Origin of the sequence: Noviluteimonas caseinilytica, assembly GCF_018406605.1 — a bacterium.
In the GTDB taxonomy this organism is placed as follows: Bacteria; Pseudomonadota; Gammaproteobacteria; order Xanthomonadales; family Xanthomonadaceae; genus Noviluteimonas; species Noviluteimonas caseinilytica.
Map to the genome: position 1 here is coordinate 2113947 of NZ_AP024545.1, position 16386 is coordinate 2130332.

The 16386-nt window shown below is 67.3% G+C and carries 20 protein-coding genes; 14 read left to right on the forward strand and 6 right to left on the reverse strand.

The window, feature by feature from the left end:
• Positions 1 to 40: 40 nt before the first annotated feature.
• Entirely contained in the window at positions 41 to 709 is a 669-nt protein-coding gene (locus LYSCAS_RS10265; RefSeq protein ID WP_213433948.1) for a hypothetical protein, read from the forward strand.
• A 213-nt stretch (positions 710 to 922) separates the two neighbouring features.
• On the opposite strand, the gene LYSCAS_RS10270 is transcribed toward LYSCAS_RS10265, so the two are convergent.
• Positions 923 to 1684, reverse strand: a complete 762-nt coding sequence (locus LYSCAS_RS10270; RefSeq protein ID WP_213433949.1) for an SDR family oxidoreductase — start codon at positions 1682 to 1684, stop codon at positions 923 to 925.
• Positions 1685 to 1783: 99 nt separating this feature from the next.
• Here LYSCAS_RS10270 and LYSCAS_RS10275 point away from each other — a divergent pair, with 99 nt between their 5' ends.
• Positions 1784 to 2698: an AraC family transcriptional regulator gene (locus tag LYSCAS_RS10275; protein WP_213433950.1), complete on the forward strand. Its 915-nt coding sequence runs from the start codon at positions 1784 to 1786 to the stop codon at positions 2696 to 2698.
• Between the two features lie 21 nt (positions 2699 to 2719).
• Here the strand turns inward: LYSCAS_RS10275 and LYSCAS_RS10280 are convergent, their stop codons facing one another.
• Positions 2720 to 4066, reverse strand: a complete 1347-nt coding sequence (locus LYSCAS_RS10280; protein WP_213433951.1) for a choice-of-anchor Q domain-containing protein — start codon at positions 4064 to 4066, stop codon at positions 2720 to 2722.
• 150 nt (positions 4067 to 4216) lie between these two features.
• Here LYSCAS_RS10280 and LYSCAS_RS10285 point away from each other — a divergent pair, with 150 nt between their 5' ends.
• From LYSCAS_RS10285 to LYSCAS_RS10295, 3 genes are all read left to right on the forward strand, one after another.
• Positions 4217 to 5467, forward strand: a complete 1251-nt coding sequence (locus LYSCAS_RS10285; protein WP_213433952.1) for a putative DNA modification/repair radical SAM protein — start codon at positions 4217 to 4219, stop codon at positions 5465 to 5467.
• On the forward strand, positions 5464 to 6879 hold the full coding sequence (locus tag LYSCAS_RS10290) for a UdgX family uracil-DNA binding protein (protein WP_213433953.1): 1416 nt from the start codon (positions 5464 to 5466) through the stop codon (positions 6877 to 6879). The genes LYSCAS_RS10285 and LYSCAS_RS10290 overlap by 4 nt, the downstream gene beginning before the upstream one ends.
• A 173-nt stretch (positions 6880 to 7052) precedes the next feature.
• Positions 7053 to 7298, forward strand: a complete 246-nt coding sequence (locus tag LYSCAS_RS10295) for a hypothetical protein (protein ID WP_213433954.1) — start codon at positions 7053 to 7055, stop codon at positions 7296 to 7298.
• On the opposite strand, the gene LYSCAS_RS10300 is transcribed toward LYSCAS_RS10295, so the two are convergent.
• Positions 7295 to 8476: a sensor histidine kinase gene (locus tag LYSCAS_RS10300; RefSeq protein WP_213433955.1), complete on the reverse strand. Its 1182-nt coding sequence runs from the start codon at positions 8474 to 8476 to the stop codon at positions 7295 to 7297. The genes LYSCAS_RS10295 and LYSCAS_RS10300 overlap by 4 nt on opposite strands.
• A gap of 141 nt (positions 8477 to 8617) precedes the next feature.
• Here LYSCAS_RS10300 and LYSCAS_RS10305 point away from each other — a divergent pair, with 141 nt between their 5' ends.
• The 3 genes from LYSCAS_RS10305 (at position 8618) to LYSCAS_RS10315 (ending at position 10178) form a co-directional block, all read left to right on the forward strand.
• A complete protein-coding gene (locus LYSCAS_RS10305; protein ID WP_213433956.1) occupies positions 8618 to 9223 on the forward strand; it encodes a dihydrofolate reductase family protein in 606 nt (201 codons plus the stop codon).
• A 78-nt stretch (positions 9224 to 9301) separates the two neighbouring features.
• Entirely contained in the window at positions 9302 to 9715 is a 414-nt protein-coding gene (locus LYSCAS_RS10310; RefSeq protein WP_213433957.1) for a hypothetical protein, read from the forward strand.
• Positions 9708 to 10178 carry a DPY30/SDC1 family protein gene (locus LYSCAS_RS10315; protein WP_213433958.1) on the forward strand — a complete coding sequence of 157 codons (471 nt, stop codon included), beginning with the start codon at positions 9708 to 9710 and terminating at the stop codon, positions 10176 to 10178. The genes LYSCAS_RS10310 and LYSCAS_RS10315 overlap by 8 nt, the downstream gene beginning before the upstream one ends.
• On the opposite strand, the gene LYSCAS_RS10320 is transcribed toward LYSCAS_RS10315, so the two are convergent.
• On the reverse strand, positions 10141 to 11052 hold the full coding sequence (locus tag LYSCAS_RS10320; RefSeq protein WP_213433959.1) for a DUF4350 domain-containing protein: 912 nt from the start codon (positions 11050 to 11052) through the stop codon (positions 10141 to 10143). The genes LYSCAS_RS10315 and LYSCAS_RS10320 overlap by 38 nt on opposite strands.
• Positions 11053 to 11145: 93 nt before the next feature.
• Between LYSCAS_RS10320 and LYSCAS_RS10325 the strand changes: the two genes are divergently transcribed.
• The 6 genes from LYSCAS_RS10325 to LYSCAS_RS10350 all read left to right on the forward strand — a co-directional run bounded on the left by LYSCAS_RS10325 (position 11146) and on the right by LYSCAS_RS10350 (position 14497).
• Positions 11146 to 11535 (forward strand): hypothetical protein, encoded by a 390-nt coding sequence (locus LYSCAS_RS10325; RefSeq protein WP_213433960.1) that lies wholly within the window; start codon positions 11146 to 11148, stop codon positions 11533 to 11535.
• A gap of 59 nt (positions 11536 to 11594) precedes the next feature.
• Positions 11595 to 12377 carry an SPFH domain-containing protein gene (locus LYSCAS_RS10330; RefSeq protein WP_213437774.1) on the forward strand — a complete coding sequence of 261 codons (783 nt, stop codon included), beginning with the start codon at positions 11595 to 11597 and terminating at the stop codon, positions 12375 to 12377.
• Positions 12378 to 12389: 12 nt separating this feature from the next.
• Positions 12390 to 12917, forward strand: coding sequence for a hypothetical protein (locus LYSCAS_RS10335; protein WP_213433961.1), 528 nt, complete (start codon positions 12390 to 12392; stop codon positions 12915 to 12917).
• An 82-nt stretch (positions 12918 to 12999) separates the two neighbouring features.
• A complete protein-coding gene (locus LYSCAS_RS10340; protein ID WP_213433962.1) occupies positions 13000 to 13380 on the forward strand; it encodes a hypothetical protein in 381 nt (126 codons plus the stop codon).
• A 101-nt stretch (positions 13381 to 13481) separates the two neighbouring features.
• Positions 13482 to 13991: a hypothetical protein gene (locus tag LYSCAS_RS10345; protein WP_213433963.1), complete on the forward strand. Its 510-nt coding sequence runs from the start codon at positions 13482 to 13484 to the stop codon at positions 13989 to 13991.
• 83 nt (positions 13992 to 14074) lie between these two features.
• Complete coding sequence (locus LYSCAS_RS10350) at positions 14075 to 14497, forward strand: bleomycin resistance family protein (RefSeq protein ID WP_213433964.1); 423 nt, start codon at positions 14075 to 14077, stop codon at positions 14495 to 14497.
• A 13-nt stretch (positions 14498 to 14510) separates the two neighbouring features.
• Here LYSCAS_RS10350 and LYSCAS_RS10355 read toward each other — a convergent pair whose 3' ends face one another.
• Together LYSCAS_RS10355 and LYSCAS_RS10360 are read right to left on the reverse strand one after the other, a co-directional pair.
• The gene (locus tag LYSCAS_RS10355; RefSeq protein ID WP_213433965.1) at positions 14511 to 15821 is read right to left on the reverse strand and encodes an NRAMP family divalent metal transporter; all 1311 of its coding nucleotides are present in this window, start codon (positions 15819 to 15821) and stop codon (positions 14511 to 14513) included.
• Entirely contained in the window at positions 15818 to 16264 is a 447-nt protein-coding gene (locus LYSCAS_RS10360) for a potassium channel family protein (protein WP_213433966.1), read from the reverse strand. The genes LYSCAS_RS10355 and LYSCAS_RS10360 overlap by 4 nt, the downstream gene beginning before the upstream one ends.
• Between the last annotated feature and the right edge of the window lie 122 nt (positions 16265 to 16386).

A 16386-nucleotide genomic window follows, 5' to 3' on the forward strand; every position in this document is an offset into this window, starting at 1 on the left:
GCACGGATAGGCTTGGCTCGGCGAAGACAAGGACGTTTGCGTGGATGCAATAGCCCCGCTTGCCGCGATTCCCAAGCCACTCCGGCACGAGCTGGATCGCTGTCCGTGGCGCAACCCTTCGCTGTGGGCGACGTGGCGCGACCGTGTCATCGACGATGTGCCGACTTCCTTCGCGCACCTGTGGCCCTTCGACATGCAATTGACCAGGCCGGCACGCACCGGCCTGCCCGAAATGTGCGTCGACATTCGCGTGGTCTTCGACTGCCATGTGGTGACCGAGCGATACGACCCGGCGAAGCACGGCTTCCCCAAGGGCGGTCTTCTCGACGCATCGGCGCACCTCTGGTTCGACGCCGGTGGCGCCATGCGCCTCTTTCATGCCGACCGTTACGCGCTGTCGAAGGCATTGCCCGCGTTGATCCTTGGACTAGTGACGGGGGCGACCCGTTGCTTCGCTGCACGCAGGCACAACTACATGGTCTGGCGCCCGCACGGCACCGGGCCTGGCGGGCCGCACTACCAGGTCTTCTTCGATCTCTACCGCACCAACGAACCGAAACCGCGCCTCGTGCTGTACGTGCAAAGTGCGTACCTCAAGGATCGCCCGCTCGGTGTGCAGCGCGAAAAGGTGTTGGTCTTCGCCACTGTCTGCGCAGCTACCATGGGGCTCATCGGCCCGAAGACCCGCAAACGAGCGCACAAGCGTTGAAAAGCAAAAGCCCCGCAATGCGGGGCTTTTGTTGTCGCGGACCGGATCCTCTTATCAGCGCTTGCTGGACCATCCTTCGATGGCGGGCGGTTCCTTGCACCGGCTAGGGAACGTGCGGGAGAGGCTAGCGGCCGACTGGTCTTCAGTCAACGCCTCCCACCCGATTGCGGACGCTTCCATCAATCTTCGCGAACACATCCGATGGACCCGGTGTTACGCCGCCACACCCCCGAACTTTGCCTCCGCCAACGCCACCGCATCCGGCCCCGCCGCAAACCGCAGCCGGCGCGTCGTGTCATGCGCCGCGCGCCAAACGCCTTCCGCCACATCCAGCTCGTTCGTCGTGACCGTCGTCTTCCCGAACCCTTGGAAGATCGGCTCCGCAAACGCCGCGTACTCCTGCGGAATCAACCCTTCCAACCGCTGCCCGGTGTTGCTGATGAACTTCGTCGTCGGCCCATACCCGGGTTCCACCAACTTCGCCCGCACCCCAAACGCCCCCAGCTCCAGCGCCAGCGATTCGGTAAACCCTTCGATCGCATGCTTGCTGGCCGCATACACCGCCACCAGCGGCATCGGCGCCAGGGTCACGCTCGACGTCACGTTGACCACCACGCCGGCGCCGCGCGCGCGGAACTGCGGCACCACGGCCTGCGTCATCGCCATCGTGCCGAAGGTGTTGGTTTCGAAGATTTCGCGCGCGGTCGCCATCGGCGTGGCTTCGAACGCGCCCATCACGCCGATGCCGGCGTTGTTGACCAGCACGTCGATCGGGCCGGCCGCTGCGATCGCGGCCTGGATGCTCTCGGGCCGCGTCACGTCCAGCGCCAGCACGCGCATGCGTTCGGACTTGGGCAGCACGTCTTCGCGCGGGGTGCGCATCGTGGCGATGACGTTCCAGCCGGCCCAGTGGAAATGGCGGGCGGTTTCCAGGCCGTAGCCCGAGGAACAGCCGGTGATCAGGACGGTTTTCATGGTGTGGACCTCGGGGTCGTGGGGGAGGGGCCACGATGACGCCCGGGCGCCGGACGATCTACGATGCGGCGTCCACCTTTCATTGGCGAGCGTCCAGCCATGGGTGATCCGCTGTCCGAGGCCATCGCGCTGCTCCAGCCGCGCACCGTGTTCGCCAAGCGCATCAGCGGCGCCGGGCGCTGGGGCGTGCGCTATGCGCCGTTCGGCCAGCCGAGTTTCTGCGCGGTGCTCGAAGGCGCGTGCCGCCTGGCCGTCGACGGGCACGCACCGCTGCGGCTTGCAGCCGGCGACTTCGTGCTGCTGCCCGCCACGCCGGGCTTCACGCTCGTGGGCTTCGACGACGTCGCGCCGCAGCACCTCGATCCGTTCGTCGCGGCCGCCTCGCAATCAGGCGAAGTGCGCCACGGCACGCGCGGCGGCAAGCCGGACGTGCGCCTGCTCGGGGGCTACTTCGATTTCGAATCGCCGGACGCGGGATTGCTGGTGTCGCTGCTGCCCGCCGTGATCCACGTGCGCGGCGTGGCGCGTTTGTCGGAACTCGTGCGCATGGTCGGCGCCGAGTCGATGTCGCAACGCCCCGGCCGCGAGCTCGTGCTCACGCGCCTCGTCGAAGTGCTGCTGATCGAAGCGTTGCGCGCCACGACCGGGGACGATGCACCGCCCGGTTTGCTGCGTGGCCTGGCCGACGCGCGTCTTGCGCCCGCGATCCGCCAGATGCACGAACACGTCGCGCGCCCGTGGACGATGGCGCAACTCGCCGCGAAGGCCGCGCTCTCTCGCTCTGCGTTCTTCGAACGCTTCACGCGCACCGTGGGCCTGCCGCCGATGGAATACCTGCTCGCCTGGCGCATGGCGGTCGCAAAGGATCTGTTGCGCCGGCAAGGCGTCGCGCTGGCGGAAGTCGCCGAACGCGTGGGCTATGGATCGGCGAGTACGTTCAGCGCGGCCTTCAGCCGGCACGTAGGGCAACCGCCGGGACGCTTTGCACGGACACCGGCGAAGGCGCAGGCCTGACGGGCCTGCGCCTGCGATGTCTTACCGCTCCACCGCCCCGATATCCGTCCCGACGCCCTTCGTCCGCGGGAATCCCGCCCCGCGTTGATCCGTCGCGAAGTTCTGCACATTGTTCCCCGCATCAATCGCCTGGCTATCCGCCAGCGGCAACTGCGTCAACGTCAACCCGCCGTTATCAGCCAGCGCACCCAACCGCGGATTGTTGGTCGTGATCGTATTCGTCGCGGACACCGGCACGGTCGACACGCCGATGATGTTGTCCTGGCCATTGATCCCGTCGCCGCCGACTTCCGAATCCTCCAGCCCGATGTCGTTCGCCAGCCCCGCGCAGGTGTTGCCGGAGACGATCGCGCTGTTGAGCAGCACCGTGCTCCCGGTACCGAACCCGCCCCCGCGGCAACCCCGCGTCCCCGCGGCCAGCGCGCGGTTCTGCGTGATCGTGCTGTTGAGGATTTCGCGGATCGCGTTCTCGTGCGGCATCGACACGCCGCCCACGCTCTCGTCGGCGACGTTGCCGGACACCGTGCTCTGGATGATGCGCGTCGAGCCACCCGGCAGCAGTTGCCCGCCGGCGGAATCGTGCGCGTGGTTGTTCGCGATCGTCGAGCGGATGATCGAAATCAACCCGCCGCCCATCGCGAATCCGCCCGCGAAACCCCCGGCCGTGTTCCCGTTGACGTTGCTCATCTCGATGCGCCCGCCGGAGACGGACACCACGCCGCCGCCATCACCGGACGCGAAGTTGTTGAGGACGTTGCTGGTCTGCAACGTGAGCCCGCTGCCCGACCAGAGGCCACCACCGTCGCCGCCTTCGGCGCGGCTGGTGTGGATGCGCGAATAGAACACGCTGGCGCCCATCAACGCGAACACCGCGCCGCCGTAACCGCCATCGCCGCCGCTGCGCGTTTCGCGCGCAACGCAGTGGTGGATCTGCATGTTCTGCAGTTGCACGCGGCCACCGCCATGGATGCAGCCGCCGAACGCATCGGCATCCAGCGCGCGGCCCCACGACACCGTGAAGCCTTGCAGGACCAGCACCGGCAACGCTTCGAACGGAATCGGCGCCGGCGGCGTGTGCACGAACACCGGGCCGCGGCTGTCGCCGTTCACGGTCAGGTGCGTCCAGCCCGGGCCGAGGAACGCGATGGTGTATTGCGACAGGCGGATCGGCCCGGTCTTCAGCACGATCTGGTTGCACGGCAGGCCGCGCAGGTCCACCTGGGTGTTGTTTGGCGCGGACTGCGCAACCGCGCGCAGGCTCCCGGGCCCGGCATCGTTGCAGTTGGTGACGCGCGCTTGCGCGTGGACGGTGCCCGCTGACAACCACAGCGCGGCGGCGATGACGAAGAGCGACAGCGGTCCACGCATGGCAGGTTCCTCACGCACGGGTGGGCGAGCGTCTCCCGGCGCGTGTCAACGTGATGTGTGAGTGAAGCTCTGCCGTGCATCGTTTCGCGTTGCCTGAACGCTTCATCTGCCGTCTCACGGACTGAGACCCGCCACGCGCACGCTCTGCAGGTGGACACGCTCACCAAACTCGCCATCCTCGCCGACGCCGCCAAGTACGACGCCTCCTGCGCATCGTCCGGCGCCGGCAAGCGCGACTCATCGAAGACCGGTGGCATCGGCAGCACCGAAGGCATGGGCATCTGCCATTCGTACACGCCCGACGGGCGCTGCGTGTCCTTGCTGAAGATCCTGCTCACCAACTTCTGCATCTTCGATTGCGCCTACTGCGTCAATCGCGTCTCCAGCAACGTGCGGCGTGCGCGGTTCACCCCCGACGAAGTGGTGCGCCTCACGCTCGACTTCTACCGGCGCAACTACATCGAAGGCCTGTTCCTCTCCAGCGGCATCATCCGCGACAGCGACTACACGATGGAGCGCCTGGTCGAGGTCGCGCGCTGCCTGCGCGAGGACCATCTGTTCGCCGGTTACATCCATCTCAAGACCATCCCGGATGCATCGCCCGAGTTGCTCGCCGCCGCGGGCCGCTACGCCGATCGCCTCAGCATCAATGTAGAGCTACCCACAGAGACGGGCCTGTCCACGCTCGCACCGGAGAAGAGCCTGCCGCGCATCCGCACCGCGATGGGCGACCTGCGCTGGCGCATCGAGGAAGGCAAGGAAGCGCGCAGGGCGACGAAGGTGCGCAAGCCGCCGAAGTTCGCGCCGGCGGGGCAGAGCACGCAGATGATCGTGGGCGCCGACGGCGCGGACGATCGCGCGATCCTGCTCGCCAGCGACAACCTCTACGGCAATTACAAACTGCGCCGCGTGTACTACTCGGGCTTCAGCCCAATCCCCGACGCGTCGTCGAAGCTGCCGCTGCAACCGCCGCCGCTGCAGCGCGAGCATCGCCTCTACCAGGCCGATTGGCTGCTGCGCTTCTACGGGTTCGGCGTCGAGGAAATCGTGCCGCCCAACGCCGACTCGAGCGGCACGATGCTGGACCTCGACATCGATCCGAAACTCGCGTGGGCGCTGCGCCACCCCGATCGCTTCCCGGTGGACCTCAACACCGCGCCGAAGGAACTCCTGCTGCGCGTGCCGGGCCTGGGCACGCGCAACGTCGCGCGCATCGTGCAGTCGCGGCGCCACGGACGCCTGCGCGTCGCCGATCTCTCGCGCCTGCGCGCGCCGCTCGCGAAGGTGCTGCCGTTCGTGGCGTTGCTCGACCACCATCCGCATCGCAGGCTCGACGATCCCGCTGCGTTGCGCGCGCAACTCGCGCCGAAGCCGCGGCAGGCGGACCTGTTCGCCGCATGAGCGAACGCTGGTCCGCGACGGTCGATCCTCCGTGGGACTTCGATGCGTGGCGCGCGCAAGCGAGGGCGGCATTGCGTGCGGACATTGCGCAGGAGGCGCTGGACTGGCGCGGCGACGCCCAGGGCGCGCTGCTCGTAGGCAATGCCATCACCACCGCACCGCCCGTGCGCGACGTCCCCACCATGCCGCGCGACTTCTTCGACCTCGCCGCGCGCGTCGCCTGCCATCGCGACCCCGACGCGCACGCGCTGCTCTACCGCATGGCCTGGCGCATCGCGCACGGCGAACGCCACCTGTGCACGCTCGCCACCGACATCGACACGCACCGCGCGCAGAAACTCGACCAGGCCGTCCGCCGCGACCTGCACAAGATGAAAGCCTTCGTGCGTTTCCGCGCCGTGCCCGGGGTCGACGACGCCTTCATCGCCTGGTTCGAACCCGACCACCACATCGTCGATCGCGTCTCGCCGTTCTTCGCGCGCCGGTTCGCGGGCATGCGCTGGTCCATCCTCACGCCCGACCGCAGCGCGCACTGGAATGGCGAAGCGCTCGTGTTCGCACCCGGTGCGTTGCGCAGCGATACACCGGCGGACGATGCGCAGGAATCGATGTGGCGCACGTACTACGCGCACATCTTCAATCCCGCGCGCCTCAACCCGCGGATGATGCGCCAGGAGATGCCGCAGAAATACTGGAAGCATTTGCCGGAAACGCACACGTTGCCCACGCTGCTGCGCGACGCCGGCGCGCGCGTGGAAGCGATGGCCGATCGCGCACCGCAGGCCCCGCGTCGCCGCATCCCGGCGCCCGCGCCGGTCATCGACAGCCCCGCAAGCGATCTCGACACGCTGCGCACGCGCGCCCGAGATTGCCGCGCCTGCCCGCTGTGGGAACCCGCCACGCAGACCGTCTTCGGCGAAGGCCCGCGCAATGCCCGCATCGCGCTCGTCGGCGAACAACCCGGCGACGAAGAAGACCTGAGCGGCCATCCCTTCGTCGGTCCCGCCGGCCGCCTGCTGCAACGCGCGCTCGACGAGCTCGGCATCGCGCGCGACACGCTCTACCTCACCAACGCGGTGAAGCACTTCCGCTTCGAACAACGCGGCAAGCATCGCCTGCACAAGACCCCGGATCCGGCGCACGTGCGCGCGTGCCGCCAATGGCTGGTGCGGGAACTGGGACTGCTGAAGCCCGAAGTCATCGTCTGCCTCGGCGCCACCGCCGCCGGCAGCGTGCTCGGGAAAGACTTCCGCTTGATGGAGATGCGCGGCCAGTGGGAGCGCCTGGCCAACGGCACGCGCGCCTTCGCCACCGTGCATCCGGCGTGGGTGCTGCGCCAACCGCCGGCCGATCGCGACAACGCCTACCGCGGCTTCGTGGACGACCTGCGCCTGCTGCTCGACGGTCACTGAATCGCCCTAACCGGGCGAGGAATCCCGCAACTGCGGGGCGCTTCGCACTTCCTGCCCGCCATCCGTGCCATTGATACGGGCATGTCCGTGCTGCCCGCCATCGCCTGCTTCCTCGTCCTCGCGGTGTGCATCCTCGTCATCGCGCGCACCGCGCGACGCGCCGACGCCCCGCCATGAACGCCCGCGCCGTCGTCACCTTCGTCGGCGGTCCGCTGCACGGGACGGTGCGCGCCTGCGATGCGGTGGAAGGCCCCGTGTGGCACACGCTGCCGGATGGCCAGGTGGCGGTATACGGGCCGCGCTGCAGCGGCAGTGAACCCGCACTGGCGCGGCGCATCCTGTATGCGCCGATCGGGATGTCCGATTCGGTGTACGTGCGGATGGCGGCGTTGCTATTCCCGCGCGCGGGCAGGCACTAGGCCACTTCGTCCGGAAACAGGCGGGACTCGGATTCGATCCGTGTGCGCGGCAATTCATGGCGCGGCAGGTCGATGGTGAACACGCAGCCCACGCCGGGCACATCGCGCACGCCGAGCGTCCCGCCGTTGGCTTCCACGCCGCGCCGCGAGATCGACAACCCCAAGCCCAGTCCACGATTGTCGTCGCTGCTTTGCACGAAAGGCTGGAACAGCGTGTCCGCGCTGCCGGCGGGGAGCCCGCCGCAATTGTCTTCGACGTCGATCAGGATGCGATCGGCGACGGCGTACACGTTCAAGGTGACTTCGGTACCCGGGTGCGTGAACTTGAACGCGTTCTGCAGCAGGTTGCCCACCGCGGAAAACAGCAGGTCGCGATCGGCGTCGACGGCCAGGCGCACATCGACTTTCGAGACGAACAGCACGCAGCCGCGCACGCGCGCTTCCAGGTCGCCCGCCAGCTTCACTTCGGCGACGAAATCGGACAGCGAGAACAACGCGTGCTGCACGGACATGCCCGCCGTCATCCGCACTTCGGCGAGCGAACGGTCGATGAGCGTGCGCAGGTTGACCAGGCTGCGGTCGAGGATGCCGCCGGTCGCGCCCGTCAGGCCCACCGAGCCGTCCTTGATGACGGCCAGTGCGAGCGTGGCGGTGCTGAGGTGGTTGCGCAGTTCGTGCGCGAAATACCCGAGCCGCTCGTTCATGGCGTCGGCCTGCTGGCCCGCCACCTGCGAATCGCGCAGGTAGCCGAACTCGGTGACGGCCGTGGCGATCGCGTTGTCGAGGCACCGGTTGAGCGTGCGGAACTCGTCGACCGTGATCGGGGTTTGCGTTTCCACCGCGAGGTCGGTGATCGCCTGGCACAGGTCGCCGTAGTCGTGGACCAGTTCTTCGGCGGTGTAGCCGTGTTTCAGCAACTCGCTGCCGTGCGCAGCGGCCGACGCGCTCATTTCCGACAACGACTGTTGTCCGCCGCCGGCGGGGCCCGACACCTTGCGGCTGCGCATCGGCGTGGCCGTCTGCTCGATCTGCAGCGTGCGGATCAGCTGGTCGAGGAACACCGTGATGCCGAATTCCAGCTCACGCTCCCGCATGCCCGGCATGGCGCGCAGGGCGACCTTCGTGCGGCAGCGGGAGATGAGTTCCGCCCGGTGCGCGATGAGGAACGCGTACATCATCTCCCCACCATACGCGCAAGCCTCCCCGCGTGCGGTCTGGCCCGTTGGGGGCGTACAGGAAAGTCGCAAGTGGCTGAGAACGCTCGCGATTCCTTCGCATCGCTGGCGCTAGCGTAGGCCCTCCCGCCCGGAGAAGCCTCGATGCGCAAGCTCGTCGTCGCCGCGTTCGTCAGTCTCGATGGTGTGATGCAGGCCCCCGGTGGCCCGGACGAAGACACCAGCGGCGGGTTTCGCTACGGCGGCTGGACCGTGCCGCTGTCCGACGATGCCACCAACCAGGCGATCGCGGACATGTTCGCCACGCCCTTCGAATTGCTGCTGGGGCGCAGGACGTACGACATCTTCGCCTCGTACTGGCCGAAGGTGAAAGACAACTACATCGCGGACCTGTTCAACAAGGTGCCGAAGCACGTGGCGACGCACCGTCCCGATTCGCTGAAATGGAAAGGCAGCGTGGCGTTGTCGGGCGACGTGGTCGCCGCGGTGCGCACGCTGAAGCAGCAGGACGGCGACGCGCTGTTGACGCAAGGCAGCGCGCACCTGGTGCGGCAGTTGCTGGCTGCCGGATTGGTCGACGAATTGCGGCTGCAGACTTTCCCGGTGCTGCTTGGGCCCGGGAAGCGGTTGTTCGACGACAAGGCAAGCGCGTCGTCCTTCAAGGTGACGAGTTCGGTGACTTCGCCCGGCGGCGTGCTGCTGGCGCACTACGTGCGCAGTGGGGAAGTGCAGACGGGTGCGTTCGATTAGCCAGGATCGCGATCGGCGTTCGACTTGACGCTACCCCGGGACACCCCGAACATCCGGCGGACTTCCAGGGGAAACCACATGGCCCGGCAATCCCTGCTCGTGCTCGTCGCGGCGATCGTCCAGGTCCTGTTCTCATGGGGCCTGTCGGCGGTAGACACCCGGCTGGATCCGGGCTTCGGCGACGCACCCACGTGGTACGTGCTGCTGCAGGGGCCGCTCAACGGCATCGTCTGCGTGCTGCCCGCGCTTGTCCTCGGTTTCCTGGCCAGGCGCGACGGATTGCTGCTGGGCGCGCTGAGCGGCCTGCTCGCAGGGCCCGTGCAGGTGGCGCTCGTGCTTTCCGAATTCGACACCTTGTCGGCCTCCACGGCCACCGTCGCGTTGCTGGGGTCGGCGGCGTTCGGAACCGCCCTCATCGCAGGGGTCGCGGGGGGCTCGGGTGAGTTGCTTGCGCGCAGGCACACGGTCGGCGTTGTTGCGCGCCATGGATGATGACTTGCAGCCTCGACGTCCCGTGAGCCGCAGGCGCGCGCTGCAACTCGCCATCGCAGCCGTGTGCGGCATCCTCGTGTTGCATCTCATCTACAGTTTTTGCGCCGGTGGCGAGCAGTGGCTCCGCGCATTGCTCATAGGGTTCGGCATTTTCGTGCTGCCGCCCCTGGTCCCGGCGATCGTATCGATGGCGACTGCCAATCCACTGCGGGCCGTAGGCGCCGTGCTGTTCCTTGCGCCATGGATGCTGCTGGCCATCTACGTCGATTGCATCGCGCCCTACACGGGTGGTGGCGCGTCGATGATCTACGTGGTCGTCCAGTTCTGGGGCACGCCAAGCGCGATCCTGGGGGCGCTCATCACCGGGCCGATCCTGCGATGGTGTGGCGTCACGATTGTTGCGCGTGAACCGGCGCGTTGCCGGATCAGCGAAGCGCGCCCGACAACCAGTGGAAGACGTTGAGCGCGAACTGACGGTTGTCGTTCCCGTCGGTATTCATGCCCATCTTGAAACCGAGTGGATCCACCTGCGCCGACAACATGCCGGCCTCGCCGAGCACGACCACGCGGCCAGCGCCCACCTGCATCGCGATGCCTTGCGCATGCCCCTTCGCCGGCGTGCGGACGCTGCGCGATTCCCAGTCGTAGGCGACATCGCTCATGCGCAACAGCACGGTCGCACCCGCAGGCACCGACAGCGATTGCCCGGTGAACGTCACGACGCTGGACACCTGCTCGTCCTTCGTTCGCCCGCGCGTGATCGCGGAATCCGGCAGCAACCCGTTCGCACGACTGAACAACAAGCGCTCGTTGTCCCAGCCGGAATGATGATCGTCGTCGCGCGCGTAGGTGAGGTACATCGTGACGCCGAAGTGTTTCGCCAATGGCGCGGCGGCCGCGCCGAACGGCGAGTGGTCGGCGATCAGCAGCAGCGCGCCACCGTCGTGCACCCACTGCTGCAACGCGATCCCTTCCGCATCGGTGAAAGCAGGCTGCGTCTCGTGCCCGTCCGGCCCCATCGCGTTCGCGATCACCAGGATATCGACATCGCGCAATGCTTCCGCGCTCAGCGGCGTGGCGAGCGCGTCGACCCGGTAACCATCCTTGCGCAGCAAGTCGGCGAGGGGACGGTAACGCTCCGTCGGCGTGTGCCAGTTGCGATGCGCGACGTCGAACGCCACCCGCGGCGCCGTCGTCCCCGCATACGCCGGGTGCGCGACCGCGACGACGAAGCCGGGATCCGCCTTCTGCCCCACGCTGTCGTACCAGTACGCGAACACTAGGAACGCGACCACCAGCCCCACCAGCACCCCAAGCACCTTCAACGTGCGTCGCATGCGCTCCCCCGGTGGTTCGCGGCCCGTCCGTGATGCTAGCGTGGATCGGGCATCCCCTAGAATCCTGCCCTCGTCCCCAGGCAGGCCCGCCCCGTGGCGCATCGCATCATCGTCGGCCCCGAGTTCGTCGAGGTCTTGCATACCGGACCGGTCCGCTACGAGGATCGGCTCATCGCGCTGGAAGGGCTGCAGGCGACCAGGGGCGTCAACGCACACCTGCCGGTCCTGATCGATTTCTCGAATGCGTCGCTCGTGCTGCACAACGACGACCTGCACGCGTCGGAAGAGGAACGCGTCAACTACATGGCCCGGACCATCAATAGCCAGTTCTTCGTCGGCCGGCGCGTCGCCATGGTGGGCATCTCCAACGACGACGCGAAGCCGGCCCGGGTCACTTCGATCGTGCAGCAGATTCCCTTCCAGGTCTTCGACGACCGCGACCGCGCGATCGCGTGGCTCGCATCGAGCCACGCCGTCCGGTAGCCTGCCCCCCAGCATTTCCAGGGGAAGTACCAGTGTCGGTTTTCGTTCGTCGTTCCGCGATGCTCGCCATCGCCGCGTGCATCACTTTGTCCACCGTGGGCTGCACCGTCGCCCAGCCCGAACCCGGCGACGTCGCCGTCTACCAGGACCGCCCATATTTCGTCGGCCACGAAGGCATCCGCCCCGAGGTGTTGAAGGAGGGGCGCGACGTGACCTGGCCGTCCACCACGATCATCTACGTCACCACCGCGCCGCAGACGCTGCACGTGCCGTTCCAGGACCTGTCGTCGATGGACAACATCCTGCTGGACTTCGACACCAGCGTGCAGTTGCGCGTGGTGGATGCGGCCGACACGCTGAAGCGCTTCGGCCCGAACTGGTGGGACAACAACGTCGTCTCGCCCTACAACTCCATCGTCCGCAAGGCGGTGAAGTCCGAGAAGATGGCGCAGATGATGTCCGACCCTGTCGCCGCCGAAAAAGTGGACCAGGAAGTCACCGAACAACTGCGCGCGCTGATCAAGGCCTCCGGCATCCGCGTGGAAGTGATGGCGGTGAACCTCGGCAAGGCCAAGCCGAACGAAAACGTCCTGACGCAGATGAACAACACCGCCGCCGAGCAGCAGCGCAACCTCACGCTGGTCGCCGCGACGATCGCCGAGCAGCAGCGCAAGTTGGAACAGGAAGCCAAGGCCGACGCCGACAACGCCTATCGCAACAAGATGGGCCTGTCGCCCGAGCAGTACCTGGCGCGCCAGCTCGCCGAGATCCAGGCCGACGCATGCAAGAAGGCGACCGCGTGTTACATGGTGCCGCAGGGGACGAATGTCGTCTCGAGGTAAGGAGCGGATGGCATGAAGGCGATCGGCGCCATGGCGGTGTTGGTGGTGTTCGCGTTCGCCAGTCCGTTGGCCGCGAAGGACCGCGGCATGACCGCGGTGCCGGAGGGGACCGGCTATTGCGCTGGCAAGGACGGCATCTGCCACGAGTGGATGTTGCGTTCGGACCCGAGCCTGCGCTTCATCGCCATCGGGCATGAGGCCGGCATCGAATACGCCTTCCATCGCAAGCAGGCGAACGGGGGCTATCGGTATCTCGTGCGCGTCCATCCCGTGCTGCGGGACGCCTCGAAACACCAGACCGACTTCTGGGGCTATCCCTGGGACATCCACGACATCGCCGTCGGCGCGGATGGCGCGGTGCTCGCCACGTTCAGCCACGCGCTGGTCGACGACGGCGAGGTCTACTCGGAGGCTTGGCAGAAGCGCATCCCGGCCGTGCTGTTCACGGGCCACACGACGCAACCGCACATGACGGTGCCGAAGCTGCGCTACCAGGCGCTGTCCATTCCTGCGTTGCAGAAGCAGGCAGCGTCGCCCTGAAACGCGCTGCCGGCACGAAAACTTCATCGAAACCACACCCCGCAACGCGCCTACTGGATCGCTTGTTCCGGAGGCGCGGCACGTGACACATCACATCGTGGTTGGACCGGGGTTCGTGGAAGTGGTCCACACGGGCGAGGTGCGTTATGCCGACCGCCTGGCCGCGCTGCAATCGGTGCAGGCCACCGACGGCCTGCAGGCGCGGTTGCCGGTCCTGATCAACTTCCTCGACGCGTCGGTGCTGACGGGCACCCCCGGCGTCGATGCCGACGAGGAAGCGCGCGTGGACTACATGGCCCGCGCCATCACCGACGGGTTTTTCACCAACCGGCGCATCGCGATGGTCGGCATCTCGGCGCGCGACGCCAGGCCCGCCTTGATCGCAGCGACCGTCCGGCAGATCGCCTTCGAAGTGTTCGAGGCGCGCGAGCCGGCCATCGCGTGGCTGGTGGCGAAAACGTAGCCACTGGCCGTCGAAGGGGGCGGCGTGCTATTTCGTGCCGCAGGGGACGACCGTCGTCGCGACGCAGACAGGAAGCCCACCCATCACCGGAAGGAGCCGTCGTGAGCAGAGAAGACTACGTCGCCATCGCTGCGCGCCTGTTCGCCGTGTACGTCGGCATCAAGACCGTGCTGCAGATCCCGACGGCGGCGCGGATCCTGTCGACGCAACCGGACACCATGGCCTACGTCGCGGTCTATGCGCTGATGCTGTTGCTGACCCTGGCGTTCTGCGCATTCCTCTGGTTCTTCCCGCTGACCATCGCGCGGAAGCTCATGCCCGTCATGAAGGAGCCGCGGTCCGAGCAGGCGATCGACGCGTCGGTCGGCCTCTCCCTCGGCCTCACGCTGATCGGCTTCTGGCTGTTCGCGCAGGGCGTCGTCGACGCGGTCTACTGGCTCGCGTTGATCCTGCGCACCAGGCAGGAAGCCCCGGTGGAATTCTCGTGGCGGCCCGAGCAGATCGCCTCGATGGTCATGGCCGCGTTCCAGCTCGGCTTCGGGGCCTTCCTGGTGCTGGGCAGTGCGGGCATCAAGCGCTTCATCGACAGGGCGCGCTACGCCGGAAGCTGAGCGCGGAAAGCGCCCCGCGTCGTACTGGCCGACACCGCATGCGCGCCGCGTTCCTGCGTAAGCCAGCACTCCGCGAAGCCACCATGCGCGTCACGCACCTCACCCCGATCCTGAACGTCTCCGACATCCAGCAGTCCTTCCGGTGGTTCGAAACACTCGGCTGGAAGAAGGGATGGGATTGGGGCACGCCGCCCACGTTCGGCGGCGTGTGTTCCGGGCATTGCGAAATCTTCCTGTGCGAAGGCGGGCAGGGCGGCAAGGGCGCAAGCGGTTATCCGACCACCTTCGGACCGGACGCCAACCAGGCGGCGGAGAAAGGCGTGTGGATGTCGCTGTGGGTCGAGGACGTCGACGCGGTGCATCGACATTGCCTGGAGCACGGCATCGAAGTGACGTGGCCGCCGACGGACATGCCATGGAATGTCCGCGAGATGCACGTGCGCCATCCGGATGGGCATGTGTTCCGCGTGAGTCGCGGCATCGGCGCGCCCGACGAAGAGGACTGATCGCGCATCCGGTCTACCCCGGCGTGACCGTACCGATCCAGCTCCATGCGAGCGCAGCGATGCATCCGAGGATCAGCACGATGCTTGTCCAGCCAGCGATCACCGAGCCTCCGCCCGATCGCGCATCGCCCATGATCTGCGGATCGCGCGCCAGCAGCTGGAGTGCGATGACGTGCAGCGGCAGCATCACCGCGTTCACCACCTGGCTGCTGTAGATCAGCGGGACGAGGGGCAAGTCGGGCAGGGACACGATGCTGGCCGCGGCCGCCGTCAGCACCACGAACGCGACGTAGAAGATCCGGAAATGGCGTGCGTCCAGGTCCAGCGACGCCGGGGAGCCGACACCTTCGGCAATCGAGTACGCCGTCGCGAGCGGCACGATGGCCGCGGCCAGGAGCGCTGCGCCCAGCAATCCGACGCCGAACAACACCGTCGCGAACGAACCGGCGAGCGGGCGCAATGCGGCGGCGGCATCGCTCGCCTCGTTGATGTGCACGCCCGCACGATGCAACGTCGCGGCGCAGGCAACGGCGATGGCAATGCCGATCAGGCCGGTCAGCAGGGAACCGATGACGACGTCGACGCGTTCCCAGCGCAGGTTGGCGAGCGTGATCTTCTTGTCGACGGCGTAGGACTGGATGAAGGCCAGGCCCCAGGGCGCAAGCGTCGTGCCCAGGGTGGCGGCGACCGCGATCCATCCGATCGCATCGCGCGGAAGATGCGGCACGAGCGCGTGATGGAAGACCTGCGACCAGTCCGGCTTCGCGAGGATGCCATCGACCAGGTACAGGCCCAGCGTCGCCGAGATGACCAGCAGGACGCGTTCCACGCGATGGAACGAACCGAGGACGACGACCAGGCAGATCAGCACCGCGGCCAGCGGCGTACTGATCCATGGCGGGATCCCGACGAGCGAACACGCGGCGGAAATGCCCGCGTACTCCGCGCAGATGGTCCCGAAGTTCGCAAACACGAGACCGACCACCGCGGCATAGCCCCATCGGTGTCCCCAGCGATCGCGAATGACGCCGACGAATCCCTTGCCCGTCGCTGCACCGATCCGCATCGCCATCATGTGGAACTGCACGAGCAGCACCGTCGATGCGGGAATGATCCATAACAGCAGATAGCCGTGGTCGGTCCCCAGGACGGAATACGTGGTGATGCCGGCCGGGTCGTCGTCCGAAAGGCCTGCCAGCAAACCCGGTCCGAGCACGGCGAGGAAGGCAGCAAACGCACCCACCCCCTCGGCGCGAAGCCGGGCGAAGCGGCGCGCGACGCCACGTCGATGGTGCGCGACCACGTGCGGCGGTCGGTCCGTCACCGATCCTTCCAGTTCTGCGACATCTCGTAATAGGTGAACGTGGCCGACCAGGCAATCAGGAACAACCCGAGCACGGCCTCCGTCCCGGCGATGAAGCGGATGGCGCCGTGCGGGGCGACGTCCCCGAACCCGACGGTGGAGAACGTCATCGCCGACAGGTAGACGTTCTCGAGCAGCCCGCCGTCGGCGGCGCCCGTGACGCCGCCTGCGCCCGGCAGGGCGAGGCATGCCCAGTACGCGGCGCCGAACATCCAGATTTCGGTGATGTGCAGCAGCAGCGCACCGACCACGGCGTACAGCACGCGGCGACGTCGCGCATGGGGTTGCGTCGACAGGCGTCGCGCAAGCCAGTTGAGTCCCTCGTAGTGCAATCCCACGGCCATGCCGACCGTCAGCACCGTCACCAGCACCACGATCACATTGACATGGACATCAGGCGCCATTGGGGGCTTCCCGGCATTGATGCGCGAGCTTAGCGCGCCGCGGCGCATGCGGGCGTTCGCCGGAATTATTCTGATTGGGACGGGGTCGCGTCCCGGCTACTGTCAGGTGGCCGCCCCTCGAC